Raw genomic sequence first — 21,106 nt, forward strand, 5'->3', positions numbered from 1 at the left:
CGCCGAGCGTCGGCCCGGTCTGCTCGCCGGGGACCGCTCCGGGCTGCCCGCCGGCCGGCCCGGACGGACCGCCGGTGTACGGCCCGCTCACCGTGCCCACGCCCGCTCGACGGCGCGGGCGAGCAGCGGCCCTGGCGCGCCGTGCCGCAGGTGGACGCCGTCCCGGGCGACGACCGTGCCGGCCGCGACGACCGTCCGCACGTCCGCAGCGGTGGCCGAGAACACCAGCGACTCCGGCGGCGTGCCCGCCGTCCGCGCACTGCCGGGGTCGAGCTCGACCAGGTCGGCGGGCGCGCCGACCTCGAGCCGCCCGCCGGGCGAACCGATGGCCCGGTGGGCCGCGACGGTGGTCATCTCCAGCAGCTGCACGGCCGGGAAGGTTCCCCGCCGCCCGGTGGCCAACCGCTCGCCCCACTCGACGCCGCGGGCCTGGGCGAGCGGGTCGGTGAGCACGTGCTGGTCGCCCCCGACGCACAGCCGGGCACCGGCCGCCGCCAGCGCACCGGCGCGCGGCAGCCCGTCCGCCAGGTCGGCCTCGGTGGTGGGGCACAGCACGACGCTGCATCCCGCCGCTCCGATCGCCTGGACGTCGTCCTCGGTCAGGTGCGTGGCGTGCACCAGGGCCGTCGCCGGGCCGAGCAGGCCGCGGTCGGCCAGGAGCCCGGTCGGGGTCGATCCGGTGGCGGCCAGGCAGGCCTCGTTCTCCGCCGGCTGCTCGGAGACGTGCACGTGCACCGGCCGCCCCGCCGCCGCGGCGGCCACGGCCGCGAGGTCGCCGGGCGGCACGGCGCGGACCGAGTGCGCGGCCACGCCGGTCCGTACCGACGGCGGCAGCAGCGCCACCCGCTCCGCCCAGGCCGCGACGGTGCCGTCGCTGAACCGCTGCTGCACCGGATGCAGCGGCTCACCGGCCAGACCTGCGGTCAGGTAGCAGACGTCGAGCAGGGTGACGGCCAGCCCGGCCGCCGTGCCGGCGTCGACCGCGGCCAGCCCCATGGCGTTGGGGTCGGCGTAGCGACCGCCACCGGGTGGGTGGTGCAGGTAGTGGAACTCCCCCACCGCGGTCACCCCGGCGCACACCATCTCGGTGTAGGCGGCCAGCGCCAGGTCCCGGAAGGTGTCCGGGTCGAGATCGCCGGCCAGCCGGTACATCAGCTGCCGCCAGGTCCAGAACGACCCGGCCTGCTGCTCGTCGCCGTACGTCCGGCCGCGCAACGCACGGTGGAAGACGTGCGAGTGGGCGTCGGCGAAGCCGGGAACGACGACGCCGCCGAGGGTCTCGGTGGGCGGCCGGCCGTCCGCGGGACGGACCGCGCTGATCGTGCCGGCCGTCACCTCGATGTCGACGTCGCGCGCCAGCCCGCCGGGGGTGACCGCGGCGGCGCAGCGGAACAGCGCCGACGGCACGGACGGCGGCGACGACAGCGACGGCGGCGGCGCCGTCACGCGAGCAGGTCGGCCAGCACGTCGGTGAGCCGCTGCACACCGGCGATGCAGTCGGCCGTCTCGGCGTGCTCGCCGGGTGCGTGGGACACCCCGGACGGGTTGCGCACGAACAGCATCGCGGCGGGCAGGTGGGCGGACAGCACACCGGCGTCGTGCCCGGCACCGGTCGGGATGATCGGCGCGCCGAGCCGCTCGGACAGGTTCACCGACAGGCCGGGGTCGAAATCGACGCGGTCCGACATGGCCTCGCGCGTCATCACCAGCGTGCAGCCCTCCAGCTCGGCCTCGGCCCGCACCGCCGCGACGATCTCGTCGACCAGGGTCGCGGTCTGCTCCGCGGAGCCCCATCGCGCGTCCAGCCAGCACTGCACGCTCGAGGCGATGACGTTCGTGCCGCCCGGCACCGGGTGCAGCCGGCCGATGGTGGCGACCGCGCCGGGGTGGTCGGCCAGGACGCGGCGGGCGGCCAGCACGGCTGCGGCGGCCGGGATCATCGGGTCGTGCCGGTCCTCCGGCCGGGTGGTGCCGGCGTGGTTGCCCTCGCCGGTGACGGTCAACCGCCAGCGCCCGTGGGCGACGATCTCCGACCCCACCGCCACCTGTGCCGCCGGGTCCGCGGCCTGCAGCAGCCGGCCCTGCTCGACGTGCAGTTCCACGAAGGTGGCCAGCTGGGCGAGCCGCTCCCGGTCCGGGCCCATCCGCGTCGGGTCGATGCCCGCCCGGCGGGCCGCGTCGGCGAGACCGATCTCGTCGGTGTCGCGCAGCCGGCGCACGTGGTCGGGGTCCACGGCGCCGGTCATCAACTTCGAGCCCAGGCAGGGCACCCCGAACCGGCCGCCCTCCTCCTCGGCGAAGGACACCACGGCGAACGGGCGCCGCGGCCGGACGCCCCGGGCGCGCAGCTCGTCCACGGCCAGCAGGGCCGACACCACGCCGAGCGGCCCGTCGAACGCGCCGCCACCCGGGACGGAGTCGAGATGGCTTCCCGCAGCGACGGTGTCCGGACCCGGCGTGCCCCACCAGGCCCACAGGTTGCCGTTCCGGTCGGTCTCCACGTCCAGGCCGCGGCGGCCCGCCTCGGCGCGGAACCACTCGCGCAGCTGCAGGTCGCCGTCGTCGAACAGGTGCCGGGAGTACCCGCCGCGGAGCCGGTCCCGGCCGATGCCGGCCAGGTCGGCCCAGGTCGAGGCGAAGCGGGATCCGTCGGCGGGTGACGCGGAGAACGTCATGCGGCAGTGCCTCTCGGTCGGGGCCGGTCCCGGTGCGGCCGGCCGGGGTCAGTGTCCTCCGGATCGACGCGGCCGGCGCGCGGGCTCACCCGCGGTCCATCGGCACGACCAGGCCGGTGCGCCGGGCCGCGTCCGCGGCGTCGGGGTAGCCGGCGTCGACGTGCCGCAGCACCCCCATGGCGGGGTCGTTGGTGAGCACCCGCTCGATCTTGGCGCCGCCCAGCTCGGTCCCGTCGGCGACCGTGACCTGCCCGGCATGGATGGACCGGCCGATGCCGACCCCGCCGCCGTGGTGGATCGACACCCAGGTCGCCCCGGACGCGGTGTTCACCAGCGCGTTGAGCAGCGGCCAGTCGGCGATGGCGTCCGAGCCGTCGGCCATGGCCTCGGTCTCCCGGTACGGCGAGGCGACCGACCCGGCGTCCAGGTGGTCCCGGCCGATCACCACGGGCGCGGACAGCTCGCCGGCCGCCACCATGTCGTTGAAGCGCAGCCCGGCCCGGTGCCGCTCGCCGGCGCCGAGCCAGCAGATCCGCGCCGGCAGGCCCTGGAACGCGACCCGCTCCGGGGCGAGCCGCATCCAGCGCTGCAGCTTGTCGTCGTCGGGGAACAGCTCGCAGACCGCCACGTCGGTGGCGTGGATGTCGGCCGGGTCACCGGACAGCGCCGCCCAGCGGAACGGGCCCTTGCCCTGGGCGAACAGCGGCCGGATGTACGCCGGCACGAAACCCGGGAACTCGAAGGCGCGTTCGTAGCCGCCCAGCGCCGCCTCGCCGCGGATCGAGTTGCCGTAGTCGAACACCTCGGCACCGGCGTCCCGGAACCCGACCATCGCGGCCACGTGCTCGGCCATCGACTCGCGCGCCCGGTCGGTGAACTCGTCCGGCTTGGCGGCGGCGTAGTCGTGCCAGTCCTCCAGGGACACTCCGACGGGCAGGTACCAGAGCGGGTCGTGCGCGCTGGTCTGGTCCGTGACGATGTCGACGGGCACGGCGCGGCGCAGGATCTCGGGCAGCACCTCGGCCGCGTTGCCGATCACCGCCACGGACAGCGCACGCCGGTCCCGCTTGGCGGCCAGCACCAGCTCCAGGCCGTGGTCCAGGTCGTCGGCGACGACGTCCAGGTAGCGGGTCTCGACCCGGCGCCGGGCGCGCACCGGGTCGACCTCGACGCACAGCACCGCACCGCCGTTGAGCGTGACGGCGAGCGGCTGCGCGCCGCCCATGCCGCCGAGACCGGCCGTGACGGTGAGCGTCCCGGCCAGCGAGCCGCCGAACCGCTGCTCGGCCACCGCGGCGAAGGTCTCGTAGGTGCCCTGCACGATGCCCTGGCTGCCGATGTAGATCCAGGACCCGGCCGTCATCTGGCCGTACATGGTGAGCCCCAGCGCCTCCAGCCGGCGGAACTCCGGCCAGGTGGCCCAGTCCCCGACCAGGTTGCTGTTGGCGATGAGCACCCGAGGCGCCCACTCGTGGGTGCGCAGCACACCCACCGGCCGGCCGGACTGCACCAGCAGGGTCTCGTCGCCGCGCAGGTCGGTGAGCTCGCGGCAGATGGCGTCGAAGCTGGCCCAGTCGCGGGCGGCCCGACCGCTGCCGCCGTAGACGACCAGGGCGTCCGGGTCCTCGGCGACGGCGGGATCCAGGTTGTTGCACAGCATGCGCAGCGGCGCCTCGGTGGCCCAGGAGCGGGCGGTCAGCGTGGTGCCGCGGGCGGCGCGGACGGGACGGGCGCCGGGCAGGGCGGTCATGGCGGTCACCTCGGGGTCGGGACGGGCTGGGCGGTGGGCGGTGTCGCGGGAGTGGGGCGGTGCGGGACGTCGCCGGGCAGCCGGATCGGGTCGCCCGGGCCGGGATCAGTCCAGGCCGGCGGCCGCGGTGATCGCGCCCGCCGCGAGCAGGCCGACGACGGCGTCGATCTCGGGTGCCAGGTGGCGGTCCGGGCCGGGTCCGGGGACCACGGCGCGGACGGCGTCGCGCACGGCGCCGGTGACCGGACCCGGCTGCAGCGGCTGTCGCAGGTCGAGAGCGCGCGCAGCGGTGAGGATCTCGATGGCGATCACCCGGCGCAGGCCGTCGACGGCGCGCCGCAGCTTGCGGGCCGCGTGCCAGCCCATCGAGACGTGGTCCTCCTGCATGGCCGACGACGGGATGCTGTCGACCGAGGCCGGCACGGCCAGCCGCTTGAGCTCCGAGACGATCCCGGCCTGGGTGTACTGGGCGATCATCAGGCCGGAGTCGACGCCGACCTCGTGCGCCAGGAACGGCGGCAGCCCGTGCGAGCGGGTTGCGTCGAGCATCCGGTCGGTGCGGCGCTCGGCGATGCCGGCCACGTCGGCCACCGAGATGGCCAGGAAGTCCAGCACCGCGGCGACCGGAGCGCCGTGGAAGTTGCCGTTGGACTCGACGCGGCCGTCCCGCAGCACGACGGGGTTGTCGACGGCCGAGGCCAGCTCGCGCTCGGCGACCAGCCGGGCGTGGGCCACGGTGTCCCGGGCGGCACCGTGCACCGCGGGCGCGCAGCGCAGCGAGTAGGCGTCCTGGACCCGGGGGTCCTCGGGTCCGGCGTGCGAGGCGACCATCGGCGAGCCGGCCAGCGCGGCGGCGATCCTGCCGGCGCTGCGGGCCTGTCCCGGGTGCGGGCGCAGGGCCTGCAGGTCGGCGGCGAACACCCGGTCGGTGCCCAGCAGGGCCTCCACGGACAGGGCCGCCGCCAGGTCCGCCGCGTCCAGCAGCAGGTCCAGGTCGGCCAGGGCGAGCACCAGCATGCCCAGCATCCCGTCGGTGCCGTTGATGAGCGCCAGGCCCTCCTTCTCCGCCAGCACCACCGGGGCGAGCCCCGCGGCGGACAGGGCCTCTACGGCCGGGCGCCGGCCGCCGGCGGCGTCGATCACCTCCCCCTCGCCGATCAGCGCCAGTGCCGCCGCGGCCAGCGGCGCCAGGTCGCCGGAGCAGCCCAGCGAGCCGTACTCGGGGACGACCGGGCTGATCCCGGCGTTGAGCAGCGCCGCGTACGCCAGCGCCGTCTCCAGCCGGACGCCGGTGCGTCCGGTGGCCAGCGTCGACAGCCGGAGCAGCATCAGCGCCCGCACCACCTCACGCTCGACGGCCGGCCCGCTGCCGGCGGCGTGCGACCGGATGAGCGAGGCCTGCAGCGCGGCCCGGCGATCGGCGCCGATGTGCACCGTGGCCAGCGCGCCGAAGCCGGTGGAGATCCCGTAGTGCGGCAGCGGGTCGTCGGCCAGCGCCTCGACCACCCGGCGCGTCCGGGCCACGGCGTCCCGGGCCTGCGCGGACAGCTCGACCCGGGCGCCGCCGCGGGCCACGGCCAGCACCTGCGCCGGCTCCAGCGGACCGACGTCCACCACGACGGTCCCGGACGCCGCGGCCGGGACGGGCGGTCCTCCGGCGGGCACGGCCGGCAGTGGCGGGGTCGCGGGCACGGCGGGCGGGGCGGCGGGGACGGTCGGCGTCACCGCCCCATTGGATGCCCGCCGCGATTCCCGGGCCAGGGGGCGCCCGGTCGGACTGTCCGGTATACCGGACAGATGGGTGCCGCACCGACCGCAGCCGCACCGGCCCTGCGCCGGGGTCTGGCCGTGCTCCGGGTACTGGCCGAGCGCCCGGGGCCGGTGTCGGCGGCGGCCGTCGCCCGCGACCTGGGGCTGGCCCGCTCGACGGTGTACGAGCTGCTCGGCGAGCTCGCGGCAGCCGGGTTCGCCACGCACGTGGCGAGCGAGCGCCGCTGGGGCCTGGGCGTCGCGGCCTTCGAGATCGGTACCGCGTACCTGCGCGCGGATCCGCTCGAGCGACTGGGGCGCCCGGTGCTCACCCGGCTGGCCCGGACCGCGGGCGGGACCGCCCACCTGGGCGTGCTGCACGGCGGCGAGACCCTGTACCTGGCCAAGGAACGCCCGGCCGGGCCGGCGCCGGCGCTGGTGACGGACGTCGGGGTCCGGCTGCCTGCGCCGCTGACCGCCACCGGGGTGTCGATCCTGGCCGCGCTGCCGGCCGCGCAGATCCGCGCGCTCTTCCCGGACCGGGGCGCCTTCGTCGACCGCACGGGCCGCGGACCCGCCTCCCCCGGTCAGCTGCGCGAGGTGCTGGCGGCCGCCAGGCTCCGCGGCTGGTCGCTGGAGGACGGGCAGGTCAGCGCGGACACCGCCAGCGTCGCCGCGGCCGTGTTCGACCACAACGGCCGGCCGGTCGCGGCCGTCGGCGTCACGGTCCGGCACCGCTGCGACGCCGGTGCGGAGGCTCCCGGGTGCCCGCACGGGCTCGGCGCCCTCGCGGGTCCCGTCCGGGCCGCCGCGGCCGACCTCACCGGCGCCGTGGGCGGCCTCGTCCCGGGCGGCGCGGCGTCGCCACCCGCCGGTCGCTGAGATCCCCGACCTGCCGGCCCGACCCGCCGCCCCGATCCGACGCTGAGCGCGGCGGCGCGGCAGTGGCGCTCGGCGGTGGCGCAGCAGCGGCCCTCGGTAGTGGCGCTCGGCGGCGGCGCTCGGCGGCCCGGGCGCCGCCTGGTCGGCACAATCGCTGCATGACGCGGCGACCGACCCCCTCCGGCCGACGGCGGACGGCCGCCACGCTGCTGCTGCTCGCCGTCCTGGCGAGCGGCTGCAGCGGCAGCGACCCCGGCGCATCCGGCCCCGGGCCGGACGGCACCACCCGCACCGGCGCGACCGCGGGTCCGGGGAGCACCACGGGCGGCACCGGCGTCCCGGGAGCGAGCTCCCCGGGCACCCGCGGGACGGGCACCGCGGGGACCACCGCCCCGACCGGCGCCCCGACCGGCGACCCGCTCGGCAACGGCGCCGGCTCGACCACGTCCACCGCCGCACCGGGCACGGCGGCCCCCGGCGTCGCCCTCCGGGTCGAGGAGGTCGCCGGCGGGCTGGAGCACGGCTGGGACGTCGGCTTCCTGCCGGACGGCTCGGTCCTGGTCACCCAGCGGCCCGGGCGCATCGCGCTGGTCTCCGGCACCCGCCCCGGCGCCCGGGTGCAGGACGTCGCCGCCGACCTGTCCGACGTGTACGTCGCCGGGGAGGGCGGCCTGATGGGCATGGTCGTGCACCCGGACTTCGCCGCCACCCGCCGGTTCACCACCTGCCAGACGCACGCCGAGGACGGCCGGCCGGTGGACGTCCGGCTGGTCACCTGGCGGCTGGCGCCCGACGGCCGGTCCGCGACCAGGGTGCGGACCCTGCTGTCCGGGCTGCCCGTCAGCACCGGCCGGCACTCGGGCTGCCGGCCGACCGTCGCCGCGGACGGCGCGCTGCTGGTCGGCACGGGTGACACCGCGCAGGCGTCGATCCCGCAGGACCGGCACAGCCTGGGCGGCAAGCTGCTGCGCATCGACCTGGACACCGGGGAGGGCCTGCCGGACAACCCGTTCGCGAGCTCGGCCGACCCGGTCGAGCGGCGCATCCTGGGCTACGGGCACCGCAACGTCCAGGGCGTCGCGGTCCAGCCCGGCACCGGAGCCGTCTACACCGCCGAGCACGGGCCCACCTTCGACGACGAGGTGAACCGCTCCGTCCCCGGCGGTAACTACGGCTGGGACCCGTCCCGCGGCGGCACCGGCTCGGGGTACGACGAGAGCGTCCCGATGACGGACACCGGACGGTTCCCGGACGCCGTGCCGGCGGTGTGGACCTCCGGTCCGATCACCGAGGCCGTCAGCGGTGCGACGTTCCTGTCGGGGCCGCAGTGGGGACCGCTGGACGGCGTGCTGGCGGTCGCCGCGCTCAAGGGACAGAAGCTGCTGCTGCTGCGCCTGACCGCCGACGGTGACGCGGTCTCCGAGGTCCTCTTGCCACCCGGCATGGACGCCTACGGCCGGCTCCGTGGGGTGCGGCAGGGGCCGGACGGCGCCCTGTACGTGACCACGTCGGACGGCCCCGGCGACCGGCTGCTCCGGGTGACGGCAGGCTGAGTCCGCCCGGGCCCGGATGCCGGACCGGTCAGGACCGGTCGCCCGCCGGCCGCACGCCCAGCCGGCGGGCCGCGTCGACGATCTGCGCGGCCAAGGAGACGTCCAGGTCGGTCACGGCGCCCACCGAGTGCGTGGTCACCCGGAACCGCACGGTGCGCCACCGGACGTCGATGTCCGGGTGGTGGTCGGCCAGCTCGGCGGCCGCCGCCACCACCCGGACCAGCTCGATCGCCGTCCGCCAGTCCGGCGCCAGGAAGTCGGCGACCAGGGCGCTGCCGTCCACGTCGTCGTCCACGCGGAACGGCGCCACCATCGGCAGTGCGGAGCGGATCCGCTCGGCGCTCAGCGGTTCGGGCATCGCACCACGGTGGCCCGCCGGCAGGCGCCCGGCAACCCAGGCGGCCGGCGACACCCACCCCCGCGGCCGCACCACCGGATACGCCCGCACCAGCTGTCGGCCGCACCGCCTGCCCGCGGCGCCGCGGCCGGCGCCCGGTAGCGTCGGCACCCCGGTGACCGGCGCCCGCCGTCGCCCCGACCGAGACGGAGGACGGATGCCGGACGCACGCATCGCTCTGATCCGCCACGGCCAGACCGAGTGGAGCGCCTCCGGGCAGCACACCTCCGTCACCGACATCGACCTCACGCCCGAAGGTCAGGACCAGGCCAAGGTGATCCCGCGCCTGCTCGCCGGCCTCCGGATCCACCCGACGTCGGTCCTGGTCAGTCCCCGGCTGCGCGCCCGGCGCACCGCCGAACTGGCCGGTCTCACCGTCACCGGCACCCTGGACGACCTCGCCGAGTGGGACTACGGCGACTACGAGGGGCTGACCAGCAAGGAGATCCACGAGGACCGTCCCGGCTGGTCCGTCTTCACCGACGGCGCCCCCGGCGGCGAGAGTCCCGAGGACGTCACCGCCCGCGCCGACCGCGCGCTGGCCACCGCCGCCGAGTCCCTCGGTGGCGGTGATGTCGTGCTGGTGTGCCACGGCCACATCTCGCGGGTGCTCGCGGTCCGCTGGGTCGGCCTGCCGATCACGGCGGGCGCCGCGATCGCGATGAGTCCGGCCGCCGTCACCGTGCTGGGGTACGACCGCGGCAACGCGATCATCGACCACGCCAACGTCGTGCCGTTCGCCGGGACCGGCCGTGGCTGACCCGCGGATCCGCCCGGCCCAACCCGAGGACGTCCCGGCCATCGTGGGGCTGGTGCACGAGCTGGCGCTGTACGAGAAGCTGCCGGAGGAGTGCCACCTGACCGATGCGCAGCTGCACGCGGCGCTCTTCGCCCCGGCGCCGGCCTTGTTCGGGCACGTCGCGCTGGTCCCGGACGCCGGCGGCGACCCGGCACCGGGCACCGGCGGCACCGGTGACTCCGGCGGCACCGTGGTGGGGTACGCGCTGCACTTCCTGAACTACTCGACGTGGGAGGGCGTGCACGGCATCTACCTGGAGGACCTGTTCGTCCAACCCGACCACCGCGGCACCGGCCTGGGCCGGGCGCTGCTGGCCAACCTCGCCGAGATCGCCGACCGCAACGGCTACGCCCGCGTCGAGTGGTCGGTGCTGGACTGGAACCGCCCGTCCATCGACTTCTACGCCTCGCTGGGTGCCTTCCCCATGGAGGGCTGGTCGACCTTCCGTCTCACCGGCGACCCGTTGACCCGGCTGGCCGCCCGGTCCGCGGCGCTCAGCGACCCGGCAGCGGGAACCGGCTGACCCACTCGTTGGCCGGGCGGGTGAGCACCAGGCCGCCGGTCACCGCGGCCACCACCGCCAGCGTCGACCCGAGCAGCAGCCGGCCGCTGGGCACCGCCATCCAGTAGGCGACGGCGAGCGTCAGCAGCTGCAGCACCAGCGCCGGCGTGCGGCCCCACCGCCGGCCGCCGACCAGCGCGAGCCCGCACACCGCGGCGCCGGCGGCGAGCACCAGGTAGTAGGCCCCCTGGGCCAGCAGCTGTCCGACCGCCGCGCCGTTGCCCAGCCCCGAGACGACCATCGCGACGGCGAACACGGCGAGCGCAGCGCCCTGCCCCACCACCAGCCACCCGGCGACCGCCACGACGCGCGGCGGCGGGATCACCACGGGTCCGGTCGGCCGTTCGGTCACGCCGCCGAGGCTACCGCCCGGCCTCGCACGCCCGGCCCGGTGACGGTCGGCGCAGGGCCGGGTACGGTGCGCTCACCTGCGGCGTCATCCCACGGGCCGGTTCCGTGACGTCCATCGCGGGACCGTCGGCAGCGCCACCCGCTCCCGTAGGCTGCGCGGCAAATGCGCGCCATGCTCATCGTCAACCCGCACGCCACGTCGACGACGGCGCGCCGGCGGGACCTGCTGGCGCACGCCCTGGCGGCCGAGGTCGACCTGTCCGTCGAGCACACCGCGGACCGAGGTCACGCCGCCGAGCTCGCGGCCAAGGCGGCGCAGACCGGGGCCGCCCTGGTCGTCGTGCACGGCGGCGACGGCACCGTCAACGAGGTGGTCAACGGGATCATGGCCGGGGCCGCCGACGACGGGGCCCGACCGATGCTGGCCGTCGTCCCGGGCGGGTCGACGAACGTCTTCGCCCGCGCCATCGGCGTCGATCCCGACCCGACGGCCGCGACCGAGCAGGTGCTCGACGCGTTGGCCACCGGGCGCCCACCCGTCACCGCCTCCCTCGGCATGGCCGACGACCGCTACTTCACCTTCAACGCTGGTCTGGGGCTGGACGCCGAGGTGGTCGCGGCCGTCGAGGAGGACCGGGCGGCCGGCGCCACCGTGACCAACGCGTTGCACGTGCGCAAGACCGTCCGCCGGTTCCTGGCGTCGGACCGGCGCCGGCCACGGCTGACCGTCGAGATCCCCGGCCGCCCGCCGGTCACCGGCGCCCACCTGCTGTTCGTCTCCAACGTGGACCCGTGGACGTACTGGGAGGGGCGGCCGATCCGCACCAACCCGGGCACGTCCGCGCGGCGGGGGCTCGGCGTGTTCGCGCTCCGGTCCCTGGGGGTCCCGACCGTGGTGCGGGTCGTCGGACAGCTCGTCGGACCGGGCTCCGGCCGGCCGGACGCCCGCGGCCCGCACGGGCGTGCGGTGGTGCGGGACGACGACGTCCCGCTGGTCCGCGCGGTGTCCGACCGGCCCATCGGGCTGCAGGTGGACGGCGACTACCTCGGGCTCCGACCCGGCGCGACGTTCCGCGGCGTCCCGGACGCCCTGCGGGTGCTCGGACCGCAGATCGCTGCGTCGGGTGGCGGCGCCGGCGCCGGGCGACCAAGATAGCTAGCAGCGCGCAACAACGACGTGCGGCGCACGGGTGACGCGACACCGGTCTGCGGTCTGAATCGTTCCCAACAGCCAGGTTGCCTGCACGTTCGGCTACGTGAGGTTCGTAACCCGGGCGTCATCCGCCCTTGACATCACCGACCCGCGTGAAAGCATTGATCACCGGCCGGCCGCCGGATGTCCCCAGGGAGGTTGGCCGGCCGAATGCACGGGAACGTGCCTGACAGATGTGATGAACGACCCGTGCCGCTGCGGCGGACGGCGTCGCCGATGAGGCGGCCGGACGGCTGCCGTTGCAGTGAGGAGCGACCACACATGGACTGGCGTCACCGCGCTATCTGCCGCGACGAGGACCCTGAGCTGTTCTTCCCGGTCGGGAACTCGGGACCGGCGTTGTCCCAGATCGCGGACGCCAAGGCGGTGTGCCAGCGGTGCCCGGTCACCAGCGAGTGCCTGGCCTGGGCGATCGAGACCGGCCAGGACGCCGGCGTCTGGGGCGGCATGAGCGAGGACGAGCGTCGCGCCCTCAAGCGCCGCCGCGCCCGCGCCCGGGCTCGTAGCCTCTGACTCCGATCTCGACGCTGACGGATTGCCCCACCCGCCCCGGAGTGCGCCAGCCTCCGGGGCGGTGTCGTTCCCGGGCGCGTCCGTCCCGCCCGCGGCCGCCGGTCCCGGTGACCGCCGCCCCGCCGGGCCGTGCCCAGGTACCCCGGTCATGGCCGGTGGCCATGGTCAACTACGCCCCCGCAGCGGCACCCGTAGTGTGACCTCGGTGCCCGGCCGGTCCTCGCGGCGGCGCAGCCCGATGGCACCCTGCAGCTCCGAGTCCACCAGGGTCCGGACGATCTGCAGGCCCAGGCCGCCGTCCCGCTCCAGCGAGAACGAGGTCGGCAGGCCGACGCCGTCGTCCAGGACACGCAGGTCGAGATGCCGGGCCGACCGGTCGACGAGGATCTGTACCTCGCCGGTGGCGTGCTCGGCCGAGTAGCCGTGCTCCAGGGCGTTCTGCACCAGCTCGGCCAGCACCATCACCAGCGTTGTCGCCAGTTGCGCGCCGATGATCCCGAAGCTGCCGACCCGTCGCACCCGCGCCCTGGTCTGCACCGACGCCACCTCGACGATCATCGGGACCAGCCGGTCGACGATCTGGTCCAGGTCCACGCGGTCCTCGGGCGACGTGGCCAGGGTGTCGTGCACCAGTGCGATGGCCGAGACCCGCCGCACCGACTCGGACAGCGCGTGCCGGACCGCGTCGTCCCGGGAGCGCCGGGCCTGCAGCCGCAGCAGCGCCGCCACGGTCTGCAGGTTGTTCTTGACCCGGTGGTGGATCTCCCGGATGGTCGCGTCCTTGGACAGCAGGGCCCGGTCCCGCCGCCGCACCTCGGTGACGTCCCGGACCAGGACGAGCGCGCCGCTCGGCCGGCCACGCGGCCGCAGCGGCAGGGCGCGGAACAGCACGGTCGCCGCCCGGACCTCGACCTCCATGCGCAGGCTCGCCCGCCCGTCGACCGCGCCGGCGATGCGGGCCGCCAGCTCGGCCGCGTCGAACGGGTCCGCCACCAGCTTGCGGGTGACCGCGGCGAGGTCGCTGCCCACCACGGACCCGATCAGGTTCATCCGGTGGTACGCGGACGCCGCGTTGGGGCTGACGTAGACCACCCGGCCGTCCGCGTCCAGCCGCAGCAGGCCGTCACCGGCCCGCGGCCCGGTGTGGATCTCGCCGGTCTGCTGCGGCGGCGGGAACGTGCCGTCGTCCACCATCTGGAACAGGTCGTCGGCGGCGTCGATGTAGGCCGTCTCCAACGCGCTGGCCTCCCGGCCGACGCGGCTGCCGGTGTCCCGGCTGATCAGGGCGACGGTGCGGCCGTCGGCGCGGACCGGGACGACCTCGCGCCGGTAGGTGCGCGGCTGGGCCCCGTCCGGTTCCGGGACCTCGACGGCCGGCTCGTCGTGCCGGGCCTGGCGGAGCAGGTGCGCGCCGTCACCGTCCAGGTGGGCGCCGACCAGGTCGTCGGGGTGCACGGTGACCCCGGTCGTGGGCCGGACCTGCGACACGCAGACGAACCCGGCTTCGGAGTGCTCCTCGAGCGGCACCCACAGGGTGAGGTCGGAGAAGGACAGATCGGCCAGCAGCTGCCACTCGGACACCAGCCGCTGCAGGTGCGCGACGGCGGAGCCCGGCAGTGCGGTGTGCTCGGCCAGCAGGTCGGAGAGCGTCGACATGGGCGGGCGCGGCCGGAGCCGCGCAGATCCTCGATTCGCGGGGGTCCGGCTCAGGCCCCGGTGCGGGCGGGGCCGGACGCGGTGGTGCCGGTCAGCTGATCTCGGCGATCAGGTCGCCCTCCTGGACGACCTGCCCCTCGGCCACCGCGATCGACGACACCGTGCCGTCCACCTCGGCGATCACCGGGATCTCCATCTTCATGGACTCCAGGATGACCAGGGTGTCGCCGTCGGCGACCGTGTCACCCTCCGAGACCAGCACCTTCCAGACGTTGGCGACCATCTCGGCGCGGACTTCCTCGGCCATCGGGGCGTCTCCTCTCGTTGCGCTGCGGGACGCTCCGCCCGCGGGGCCGGCGCCGCCGCACGGCGCCGGGGTGCGCCCAGCATCCTCGCACGGCAGGGCGCCCGGACCGGACGTGGCACCATGGGACCGCGCCGGGCCGGACCTGCGGTCCGCGCGCGCGACAAGACGGCGGCCGGTGAGCCGCGGAACGAGAGGTGAACGGTGGGAAAGCGCGCACGTAAGAAGAAGGCCCGCCGCAAGTCCGGCGCCAACCACGGCAAGCGGCCCAACTCCTGACGCGTCCGGTCCGGCGGTCACGGCCGCCGGACCGATGCCCCGCCCTCGCCACGCATGTCGCCGGTGCCGCGACCGCGTCGCTCGCCGCACCCTGGTCGAGCAGCCGGCCGTCGGCTGCATCGTCGCGCGTGACCCGGTCGGCGGTCAGGCCGAGCGCTCGGCGGACCCCTCCGCGGTGACCACCATGCTGGTGGTGCTGATCTCCACGCCCTCGGCATCGAACCGCACCGTCGCCAGCCGGGCCGCCAGCCGGGCCCGCAGCTGCTCGGGCGCCCGGTCGCCACCGCACTTGCTGTGCAGCAGCGACTTCAGCTTCTGGTCCAGTCCGGCCTCGACCAGGCACGGCGAGCAGTCGTCGAGGTGGTGCTGGACGGCGGCGCGCCGGTCGGCGTCCATCTCGTCGTCCAGGAACAGCCACACGTCGCGCAGTACCTCGGCGCACTCACCCTTGGGGGCCGGGTCATCGCAGGACATCGCTGGTGTTCCTCTCTCCCGCCGCGGCACCGGTGGTGGCGGCGCGCCGGATCAGGCCGCGCTCGGCGGCATAGTCGGTGAGCAGATCGCGCAGCTGGCGCCGCCCGCGGTGCAGGCGGGACATGACGGTGCCCAGCGGGGTACCCATGATCTCCGCGATCTCCTTGTAGGCGAACCCCTCGACGTCGGCGAGGTAGACCGCCAACCGGAAGTCCTCCGGCAACTCCTGCAGGGCGTGCTTGACGTCGGTGTCGGGCAGCCGGTCCAGGGCGTCCATCTCGGCGGACCGCAGGCCGGACGAGGTGTGCGACTCCACCGACGCCAGCTGCCAGTCGGTGATCTCGTCGGTCGGCGAGACCTGCGGCTGGCGCTGCCGCTTGCGGTAGCCGTTGATGTAGGTGTTGGTGAGGATCCGGTAGAGCCAGGCCCGCAGGTTGGTCCCGCGGGTGAAGCTGCCGAACGCCGCGTACGCCTTGAGGAAGGTCTCCTGGACCAGGTCCTCCGCGTCGGCCGGGTTCCGCGTCATCCGCATGGCCGCCGCGTACAGCTGGTCCAGCAGCGGCATGGCCTCGTCGGTGAACCGCCGGGACCGCTGCTCCTCGGTCTCCGCGGGTTCCTCGACCGGACCCGCGTCACCGATCCCGGTGCCGGCTGCGGCCGACGTCCCGTTGTCCTCCGCCGCGGCAGCTGCGGCGCGGGTGCCCGCGGGCGCCGCGCCGTCCGTGCCTGCCCCCGCGCCGACCTCCGCGGCGGCGGCCACGCCGCCGTCCGTGACGGGCGCACCCGCCGGTCGGGTCGCCAACGGGTCGGTCGCCACGTGCAGCCTCCTCCCGGACCCGCACGCGCGTGTCCGTCGCAGGCCCGAGGGTACCCGGGGGTGCCCCTGCGGCCCGCTCGCTGCACCGGGGCCGGCGGCCCGACGGCCGGCCACGGCCGGCGTCGTCGTGCGCACGTCGATCCCCGTCATGCCGGTGGACAACGCCGGTGGCGCGCGCGGGTATTCCGGCCGCTCCGGCAGCGTCTGCCAGCCACTGTGAGCGACTGTCGGCGACTGTCAGCGACTGCCAGCACGTCCCGCACCGCGGCCGCGGCGACGCCCGGCCGTTAGGGTCGCGCCGTGGCCGCCTCCTCGACGCCTGCGATCGCCGCCCTGGTCCGTGCCGGGATCCGGCACACCGTCCGGCCGTACGAGCACGACCCGCGGTCCACCGCCTACGGCGACGAGGCGGTCGCCGCCCTGGGCCAGGACCCGGCCCGGGTGTTCAAGACCCTGGTCGCCTCGGTCGACGGCCGGCTGGTGGTCGGTGTCGTGCCGGTCGCCGCCCAGCTGGACCTCAAGGCGCTGGCCGCCGCGGCCGGCGGCAAGAAGGCTGCGATGGCCGCGGTGGCGGACGCCGAACGCTCCAGCGGTTACGTGGCGGGCGGCATCTCGCCGCTCGGGCAGCGCAAGCGGTTGCCGACCGTCGTGGACCGCAGCGCCCAGGACTGGGAGACGGTCATGGTCAGTGCAGGTCGCCGCGGGCTCCAGGTGGAGCTGGCCCCGGCCGACCTGGTCGCCGCCTGCGGGGCCACCCTGGCGTCGATCGCCGCCTGGTAGCGACGGGCCGGCACGCCGCCGCGGCACGGAGCGACGGCCGTCAGGGCAGTGCCAGCGGCAGCATCAGGTCGCCGTCCGCCGTGCGGTCGGATCCCACGGCGCCGGGCGCCGGGGTCACCTGCTGCTGGAGCGACGGGTCGTCGAACCGGACGTTGCCCACCCGGGTGCCGATCGGTCGTAGCTCGAGCTGCGCCACCAGGTCCTCGTCCGGCGGTTCGAGCAGCTCCGCGACGTCCTCCCGGGACGGATCCAGCCACGCGTCCCACTCGCTGGCCGGCAGGACCAGCGGCATGCGGGGATGGATGCCCTGCAGCGCGCCGACCGACGCCGTGGTCAGGATGGTGTACGAGACGATCGGCGTGCGGTCCGCCGGCGTGCCGTCCCGGTCGCCGCCGTCCGGGTCCGCGTCCCCGCCGCGGTCCCCGTCCCCGCCGCGGTCCGCTCCGGCCGGCCGCCAGTACTCCCACAACCCGGCGAAGGCCAGCACCGACCCGTCCTCCGGCGTCAGGTAGAAGGCCTGCTTGGCCGGCCCACGGCCGCCGGTGGCCTCGCCCTGCGCGAGCTTCTGCCACTCGTACCAGCCGCTCGCCGGCACCAGGCACCGCCGCCGGGCGAGCGCCCGGCGGAAGGCCGGCTTCTCCCCCACCGACTCCGCCCGGGCGTTGAACAGCCGGTTGCCCACCGACGGGTCCTTGGCCCACGACGGGACCAGGCCCCAGCGCAACAGGTCGATGCGGCGGACGGGCGGCTGGTCGTCCTCGCCCGCCGGTCGCACGCGGACGACGAGGTTGTCCGTCGTCGGCGCGATGTTGTACCGCGGACGCGGCATGTCCCCGCCGTACGGACCGGTCCCGGGCTCGGCGACGCCCGGCTCCGACGGCTCGCCGGGGACCGCGTCGAAGACGCCGTACAGCGTCTCCGGATCCATCGTGGTCGAGTACCTGCCGCACATGCGGCCATGGTCCCACCGGGCACCGACAGCGCGCCGGTCAGCCGGGGCGGGTGGCCTGCACGCCGGAGGCGTCCAGGTCCGGGTCGGTGAGCACGACGGCGTCCAGGCCCGCCGCCGTCACCGCCCGCACGGCCGCCGGGAGCTGGTCGTCGCCGGCCTCGAAGAGCAGGCGACCGCCGGGACGCAACCACCCCGGGGCCGCTGCGACGACCCGGCGCAGCACGTCGAGCCCGTCCGCGCCGCCGTCCAGCGCGACCCGCGGCTCATGGTCGCGGGCCTCCGGCGGCATGCGGGCGATCTCGGCCGACGGCACGTACGGAGCGTTGGCCACCAGCACGTCGACCCGCCCGCGCAGGTTTGCGGGCAGCGGCCGGTCCAGGTCGCCGACGGCGACGTCCGCTCCCGGCAGGTTGGTCCGGGCGCACCGGACGGCGACCGGGTCGATGTCGACCGCGTGCACCCGCAGGCCCGGGACGGCGTGGGACACCGCGGCCGCCACCGCACCGCAGCCGCAGCACAGCTCGACCAGCACGTCGCCGGGCCGCAGGGCAGCGGCCGCCCGGCGGGCGAGCAGCTCGGTGCGGCGTCGCGGCACGAAGACGCCGTCGGACACCGCCAGCCGCAGCCCGGCGAACTCGACCCAGCCGAGCACGTGCTCGAGCGGCACGCCGGCCACCCGCCGGTCGACCATGGCCGCCAGCCCGGCCGGGTCCGTGGCCTGGTCGAGCAGCAGCCGGGCCTCGTCCTCGGCGAAGACACAGCCGGCCGCGCGCAACCGGCCGACCAGGTCGGCCACCGCCCCGTCGGACGGGTCCGGGCCGGCGAGGTGGACCTCGCTCACCGCCGCTCCTCTCCCGCGCCGCGCGGGGCCGCGCGGCTCGCGGGGCCGGTCCGTCACCGAGGTCGCGGACCCGTCCCTCGCGTGCGCCATCATGGACCGCGTGCCGACCTCCACACAGCAGCCCGTCCGCGGGGAGCCGTGGGCCGCGCCGACCTCGGCCGGGTTCGCCGCGACCGTGCCGGTGCCCGGGTCCAAGTCGTGGACCAACCGGGCGCTGGTGCTCGCCGCGCAGGCCACCGGCCCGTCGGAAATCCGCGGGCCGCTGCGCAGCCGGGACACCGAGCTGATGGCCGCCGCACTCCGGGCGCTCGGCGTCCCCGTGCAGGACGGGCCGGACGACGGCACCGAGGGACGGTCCTGGCGGGTGTTGCCCGCGCCGCTCACCGGCCCGGCCACCGTGGACTGCGGGCTCGCCGGCACCGTGATGCGGTTCCTGCCGCCGCTGGCCGCCACCGCCCGCGGGCGGATCACCGTCGACGGCGACCCCCAGGCCAGGCTGCGCCCCATGGGAGCGGTGCTCGACGCGCTGCGCGCCCTCGGTGCCCGGGTGACCGGGGACGCGCTCCCCTTCGTCGTCGACGCGGACGGCCCGCCGGCGGGGGGTCACGTCCGGCTGGACGCGTCGGCCTCGTCGCAGTTCGTCTCGGGCCTGCTGCTGTCGGCCGCCGGCTACCGGGACGGGATCACCGTCGAGCACGTCGGACCGCCGGTGCCGTCGCTGCCGCACATCGCGATGACGGTCGCCGCGCTGCGGTCGGTCGGCGTCGAGGTGGACGACAGCCGCCGGGACCGCTGGTCGGTGGCACCCGGTCCGGTCGCCCCGTGGTCGACGCCGATCGAGCCCGACCTGTCCAACGCGACCCCGTTCCTGGCCGCCGCCGCACTGACCGGCGGGTCGGTCCGGGTGCCCTGGTGGCCCCGGCGCACCACCCAGGCCGGGGACGCGATCCGGGACATCCTCACCGCGATGGGCGTCGACGTCCGCTGGGACGGCGACGCCCTGGCGGTCGCCGGCACCGGGCGCCTGGAGCCGGTGGACCTGGACCTGCACGACGTCGGCGAGCTCACGCCCACCGTGGTCGCGCTGACCCTGTTCGCCTCGGGGCCGAGCCGGCTGCGGGGCATCGCCCACCTGCGCGGCCACGAGACCGACCGGCTGGCGGCGCTCGCCGGGAACGTCCGCGGGCTGGGCGGGGACGCCGACGAGACCCCCGACGGGTTGGTCGTCCGTCCGCGGCCGCTGCACGGCGGGATGTGGCCCGCCTGGGCGGACCACCGGATGGCCACCGCGGGCGCGGTGGTCGGCCTGCGGGTGCCGGGCGTGCTGGTCGACGACATCACCACCACCGGCAAGACGCTCCCGCACTTCGACCGCCGCTGGGCCGCCATGCTCGCCGGCGACGGAGCCCGCTGACGTGACCGGCCCGCGGTCCGCCCGGTCGGGGGTCCGACGCTGAGCCGGCTCGCCGACCGCTGGGACAACGACGACGTGCGGGTGCGCGCCGCACCCCGGTCCCGACCGCGGACCAAGATCCGCCCGCGGCACGAGGACTCGGTGCCGGCCATGGTGGTCTCCGTCGACCGCGGGCGCTACGGCTGCCTGGTCGATCCCGGCGGCCGCCACGAGCGGACGGTCACCGCCATGCGGGCCCGCGAGCTGGGACGGCGCGCGGTGGCCGTCGGCGACGACGTCGAGCTCGTCGGCGACACCACCGGCGACAGCGACACCCTGGCCCGCATCGTGCGCATCGCGCCGCGGCGCAGCGAGGTGCGCCGGTCCCGCGACGACGCCACCGCCGACGGGCAGGACCGGGTCGCGGACACGCCGGCCAGCGGGGAACGGGTGCTGGTGTCCAACGCCGACCGGTTGGCCGTCGTGGTGGCGGTGGCCGACCCGCCGCCGCGCACGGGCTTCATCGACCGCTGCCTGGTCGCCGCCTACACCGGAGGCCTGGAGCCGCTGCTGGTGCTCACCAAGGCGGACCTGGCGGATCCGGCCCCGCTGGTCGCCGGCTACGCCGACCTGGAGCTGCCCGTCCTGGTGACCCGCCGCGTCCCCGACGGCCGCGAGCTCGCGGCGGGTCCGCTGGACGAGCTCCGGGCAGCGGTGCAGGGGCGGATGACCGTGATGATCGGCCATTCCGGCGTCGGAAAGTCCACGCTGGTCAACGCCCTGGTGCCGGATGCGCGCCGGAGCACCGGCACCGTCAGCGGCGTCGGCAAGGGCCGGCACACGTCGACCTCGGCCGTCGCGCTCGCCCTGCCCGGCGGTGGCTGGTTGATCGACACCCCCGGCGTGCGGAGCTTCGGGCTGGCCCACGTGACGGCCGACGACCTCCTGGAGACCTTCGACGACCTGTTGCCGGCGACGGTCGACTGCCCGCCGGGTTGCGACCACCTGGGCCCGGAGTCCACCGCGGACCCCACGGGGCCGGTCTGCGCCCTGGACGCCTGGGTCGCGACCGGTCACGCCCGTCCGGGACGGCTGGCGTCGTTCCGGCGGCTGCTGCTGTCCCGCAGCGGTGAGAGCACCGACGCCCGCGACTGACGCCGGCACTT

At 76.3% G+C, this 21,106-nt stretch carries 22 protein-coding genes; 10 read left to right on the forward strand and 12 right to left on the reverse strand.

Going from position 1 to position 21,106, the window contains the following annotated elements; translation table 11 throughout:
* Positions 1-87: 87 nt before the first annotated feature.
* The 4 genes from IEY37_RS00880 to hutH all read right to left on the reverse strand — a co-directional run bounded on the left by IEY37_RS00880 (position 88) and on the right by hutH (position 6,090).
* A complete protein-coding gene (locus IEY37_RS00880; RefSeq protein WP_229673493.1) occupies positions 88-1,446 on the reverse strand; it encodes a formimidoylglutamate deiminase in 1,359 nt (452 codons plus the stop codon).
* Positions 1,443-2,675: an allantoate amidohydrolase gene (locus IEY37_RS00885; RefSeq protein ID WP_188939632.1), complete on the reverse strand. Its 1,233-nt coding sequence runs from the start codon at positions 2,673-2,675 to the stop codon at positions 1,443-1,445. Before IEY37_RS00885 ends, IEY37_RS00880 begins: the two co-directional genes overlap by 4 nt.
* An 85-nt stretch (positions 2,676-2,760) precedes the next feature.
* On the reverse strand, positions 2,761-4,416 hold the full coding sequence (gene hutU / locus IEY37_RS00890; protein WP_188940113.1) for a urocanate hydratase: 1,656 nt from the start codon (positions 4,414-4,416) through the stop codon (positions 2,761-2,763).
* A gap of 114 nt (positions 4,417-4,530) precedes the next feature.
* Positions 4,531-6,090: a histidine ammonia-lyase gene (gene hutH, locus IEY37_RS00895; protein ID WP_373298236.1), complete on the reverse strand. Its 1,560-nt coding sequence runs from the start codon at positions 6,088-6,090 to the stop codon at positions 4,531-4,533.
* A gap of 132 nt (positions 6,091-6,222) precedes the next feature.
* Here hutH and IEY37_RS00900 point away from each other — a divergent pair, with 132 nt between their 5' ends.
* Both IEY37_RS00900 and IEY37_RS00905 read left to right on the forward strand, forming a co-directional pair.
* A complete protein-coding gene (locus tag IEY37_RS00900) occupies positions 6,223-7,056 on the forward strand; it encodes an IclR family transcriptional regulator (RefSeq protein WP_188939633.1) in 834 nt (277 codons plus the stop codon).
* Between the two features lie 158 nt (positions 7,057-7,214).
* The gene (locus IEY37_RS00905) at positions 7,215-8,609 is read left to right on the forward strand and encodes a PQQ-dependent sugar dehydrogenase (RefSeq protein ID WP_188939634.1); all 1,395 of its coding nucleotides are present in this window, start codon (positions 7,215-7,217) and stop codon (positions 8,607-8,609) included.
* 28 nt (positions 8,610-8,637) lie between these two features.
* On the opposite strand, the gene IEY37_RS00910 is transcribed toward IEY37_RS00905, so the two are convergent.
* A complete protein-coding gene (locus tag IEY37_RS00910) occupies positions 8,638-8,967 on the reverse strand; it encodes a 4a-hydroxytetrahydrobiopterin dehydratase (RefSeq protein ID WP_188939635.1) in 330 nt (109 codons plus the stop codon).
* Positions 8,968-9,163: 196 nt separating this feature from the next.
* Here IEY37_RS00910 and IEY37_RS00915 point away from each other — a divergent pair, with 196 nt between their 5' ends.
* Positions 9,164-9,766: a histidine phosphatase family protein gene (locus IEY37_RS00915; protein ID WP_188939636.1), complete on the forward strand. Its 603-nt coding sequence runs from the start codon at positions 9,164-9,166 to the stop codon at positions 9,764-9,766.
* Positions 9,759-10,328: a GNAT family N-acetyltransferase gene (locus tag IEY37_RS00920; RefSeq protein ID WP_188939637.1), complete on the forward strand. Its 570-nt coding sequence runs from the start codon at positions 9,759-9,761 to the stop codon at positions 10,326-10,328. The genes IEY37_RS00915 and IEY37_RS00920 overlap by 8 nt, the downstream gene beginning before the upstream one ends.
* Here the strand turns inward: IEY37_RS00920 and IEY37_RS00925 are convergent.
* Complete coding sequence (locus tag IEY37_RS00925; RefSeq protein WP_188939638.1) at positions 10,300-10,719, reverse strand: hypothetical protein; 420 nt, start codon at positions 10,717-10,719, stop codon at positions 10,300-10,302. The genes IEY37_RS00920 and IEY37_RS00925 overlap by 29 nt on opposite strands.
* Positions 10,720-10,881: 162 nt before the next feature.
* Between IEY37_RS00925 and IEY37_RS00930 the strand changes: the two genes are divergently transcribed.
* Together IEY37_RS00930 and IEY37_RS00935 are read left to right on the forward strand one after the other, a co-directional pair.
* Positions 10,882-11,874, forward strand: coding sequence for a diacylglycerol/lipid kinase family protein (locus tag IEY37_RS00930; protein WP_188939639.1), 993 nt, complete (start codon positions 10,882-10,884; stop codon positions 11,872-11,874).
* Between the two features lie 318 nt (positions 11,875-12,192).
* The gene (locus IEY37_RS00935) at positions 12,193-12,444 is read left to right on the forward strand and encodes a WhiB family transcriptional regulator (protein ID WP_188939640.1); all 252 of its coding nucleotides are present in this window, start codon (positions 12,193-12,195) and stop codon (positions 12,442-12,444) included.
* A gap of 165 nt (positions 12,445-12,609) precedes the next feature.
* Here IEY37_RS00935 and IEY37_RS00940 read toward each other — a convergent pair whose 3' ends face one another.
* Both IEY37_RS00940 and IEY37_RS00945 read right to left on the reverse strand, forming a co-directional pair.
* Positions 12,610-14,100, reverse strand: coding sequence for a sensor histidine kinase (locus IEY37_RS00940; protein WP_188939641.1), 1,491 nt, complete (start codon positions 14,098-14,100; stop codon positions 12,610-12,612).
* A 91-nt stretch (positions 14,101-14,191) separates the two neighbouring features.
* Entirely contained in the window at positions 14,192-14,407 is a 216-nt protein-coding gene (locus tag IEY37_RS00945; RefSeq protein ID WP_188939642.1) for a biotin/lipoyl-binding carrier protein, read from the reverse strand.
* Between the two features lie 201 nt (positions 14,408-14,608).
* Here IEY37_RS00945 and IEY37_RS22710 point away from each other — a divergent pair, with 201 nt between their 5' ends.
* Complete coding sequence (locus IEY37_RS22710) at positions 14,609-14,683, forward strand: 50S ribosomal protein bL37 (protein WP_373298237.1); 75 nt, start codon at positions 14,609-14,611, stop codon at positions 14,681-14,683.
* 144 nt (positions 14,684-14,827) lie between these two features.
* On the opposite strand, the gene rsrA is transcribed toward IEY37_RS22710, so the two are convergent.
* Both rsrA and IEY37_RS00955 read right to left on the reverse strand, forming a co-directional pair.
* Positions 14,828-15,157, reverse strand: a complete 330-nt coding sequence (gene rsrA / locus IEY37_RS00950) for a mycothiol system anti-sigma-R factor (RefSeq protein ID WP_188939643.1) — start codon at positions 15,155-15,157, stop codon at positions 14,828-14,830.
* Entirely contained in the window at positions 15,144-15,797 is a 654-nt protein-coding gene (locus IEY37_RS00955) for a sigma-70 family RNA polymerase sigma factor (protein WP_188940115.1), read from the reverse strand. Before IEY37_RS00955 ends, rsrA begins: the two co-directional genes overlap by 14 nt.
* 477 nt (positions 15,798-16,274) lie before the next feature.
* On the opposite strand from IEY37_RS00955, the gene ybaK reads away from it, so the two are divergent.
* Entirely contained in the window at positions 16,275-16,754 is a 480-nt protein-coding gene (ybaK, locus tag IEY37_RS00960; protein WP_188939644.1) for a Cys-tRNA(Pro) deacylase, read from the forward strand.
* A 40-nt stretch (positions 16,755-16,794) separates the two neighbouring features.
* Here ybaK and IEY37_RS00965 read toward each other — a convergent pair whose 3' ends face one another.
* Both IEY37_RS00965 and IEY37_RS00970 read right to left on the reverse strand, forming a co-directional pair.
* Positions 16,795-17,706 (reverse strand): SOS response-associated peptidase, encoded by a 912-nt coding sequence (locus tag IEY37_RS00965; RefSeq protein WP_188939645.1) that lies wholly within the window; start codon positions 17,704-17,706, stop codon positions 16,795-16,797.
* 37 nt (positions 17,707-17,743) lie between these two features.
* A complete protein-coding gene (locus IEY37_RS00970; RefSeq protein WP_229673496.1) occupies positions 17,744-18,547 on the reverse strand; it encodes a putative protein N(5)-glutamine methyltransferase in 804 nt (267 codons plus the stop codon).
* A 91-nt stretch (positions 18,548-18,638) separates the two neighbouring features.
* Between IEY37_RS00970 and aroA the strand changes: the two genes are divergently transcribed.
* Together aroA and rsgA are read left to right on the forward strand one after the other, a co-directional pair.
* Positions 18,639-19,961 (forward strand): 3-phosphoshikimate 1-carboxyvinyltransferase, encoded by a 1,323-nt coding sequence (gene aroA / locus IEY37_RS00975; protein ID WP_188939646.1) that lies wholly within the window; start codon positions 18,639-18,641, stop codon positions 19,959-19,961.
* A gap of 81 nt (positions 19,962-20,042) precedes the next feature.
* Entirely contained in the window at positions 20,043-21,095 is a 1,053-nt protein-coding gene (gene rsgA / locus IEY37_RS00980) for a ribosome small subunit-dependent GTPase A (protein WP_229673498.1), read from the forward strand.
* Positions 21,096-21,106 lie beyond the last annotated feature (11 nt).

Source organism: Nakamurella endophytica (assembly GCF_014646215.1).
Taxonomy (GTDB): domain Bacteria; phylum Actinomycetota; class Actinomycetes; order Mycobacteriales; family Nakamurellaceae; genus Nakamurella; species Nakamurella endophytica.

Excerpts from the sequence above, each read along its gene's own strand:
- rsrA (WP_188939643.1), bottom strand. The coding sequence starts at position 15,157 with ATGTCCTGCGATGACCCGGCCCCCAAGGGTGAGTGCGCCGAGGTACTG.
- IEY37_RS00965 (WP_188939645.1), bottom strand. The coding sequence starts at position 17,706 with ATGTGCGGCAGGTACTCGACCACGATGGATCCGGAGACGCTGTACGGC.
- IEY37_RS00905 (WP_188939634.1), top strand. The coding sequence starts at position 7,215 with ATGACGCGGCGACCGACCCCCTCCGGCCGACGGCGGACGGCCGCCACG.
- IEY37_RS00945 (WP_188939642.1), bottom strand. The coding sequence starts at position 14,407 with ATGGCCGAGGAAGTCCGCGCCGAGATGGTCGCCAACGTCTGGAAGGTG.
- aroA (WP_188939646.1), top strand. The coding sequence starts at position 18,639 with ATGGACCGCGTGCCGACCTCCACACAGCAGCCCGTCCGCGGGGAGCCG.
- IEY37_RS00935 (WP_188939640.1), top strand. The coding sequence starts at position 12,193 with ATGGACTGGCGTCACCGCGCTATCTGCCGCGACGAGGACCCTGAGCTG.
- IEY37_RS00940 (WP_188939641.1), bottom strand. The coding sequence starts at position 14,100 with ATGTCGACGCTCTCCGACCTGCTGGCCGAGCACACCGCACTGCCGGGC.
- IEY37_RS00930 (WP_188939639.1), top strand. The coding sequence starts at position 10,882 with ATGCGCGCCATGCTCATCGTCAACCCGCACGCCACGTCGACGACGGCG.
- IEY37_RS00915 (WP_188939636.1), top strand. The coding sequence starts at position 9,164 with ATGCCGGACGCACGCATCGCTCTGATCCGCCACGGCCAGACCGAGTGG.
- IEY37_RS00910 (WP_188939635.1), bottom strand. The coding sequence starts at position 8,967 with ATGCCCGAACCGCTGAGCGCCGAGCGGATCCGCTCCGCACTGCCGATG.
- IEY37_RS00900 (WP_188939633.1), top strand. The coding sequence starts at position 6,223 with ATGGGTGCCGCACCGACCGCAGCCGCACCGGCCCTGCGCCGGGGTCTG.
- IEY37_RS00885 (WP_188939632.1), bottom strand. The coding sequence starts at position 2,675 with ATGACGTTCTCCGCGTCACCCGCCGACGGATCCCGCTTCGCCTCGACC.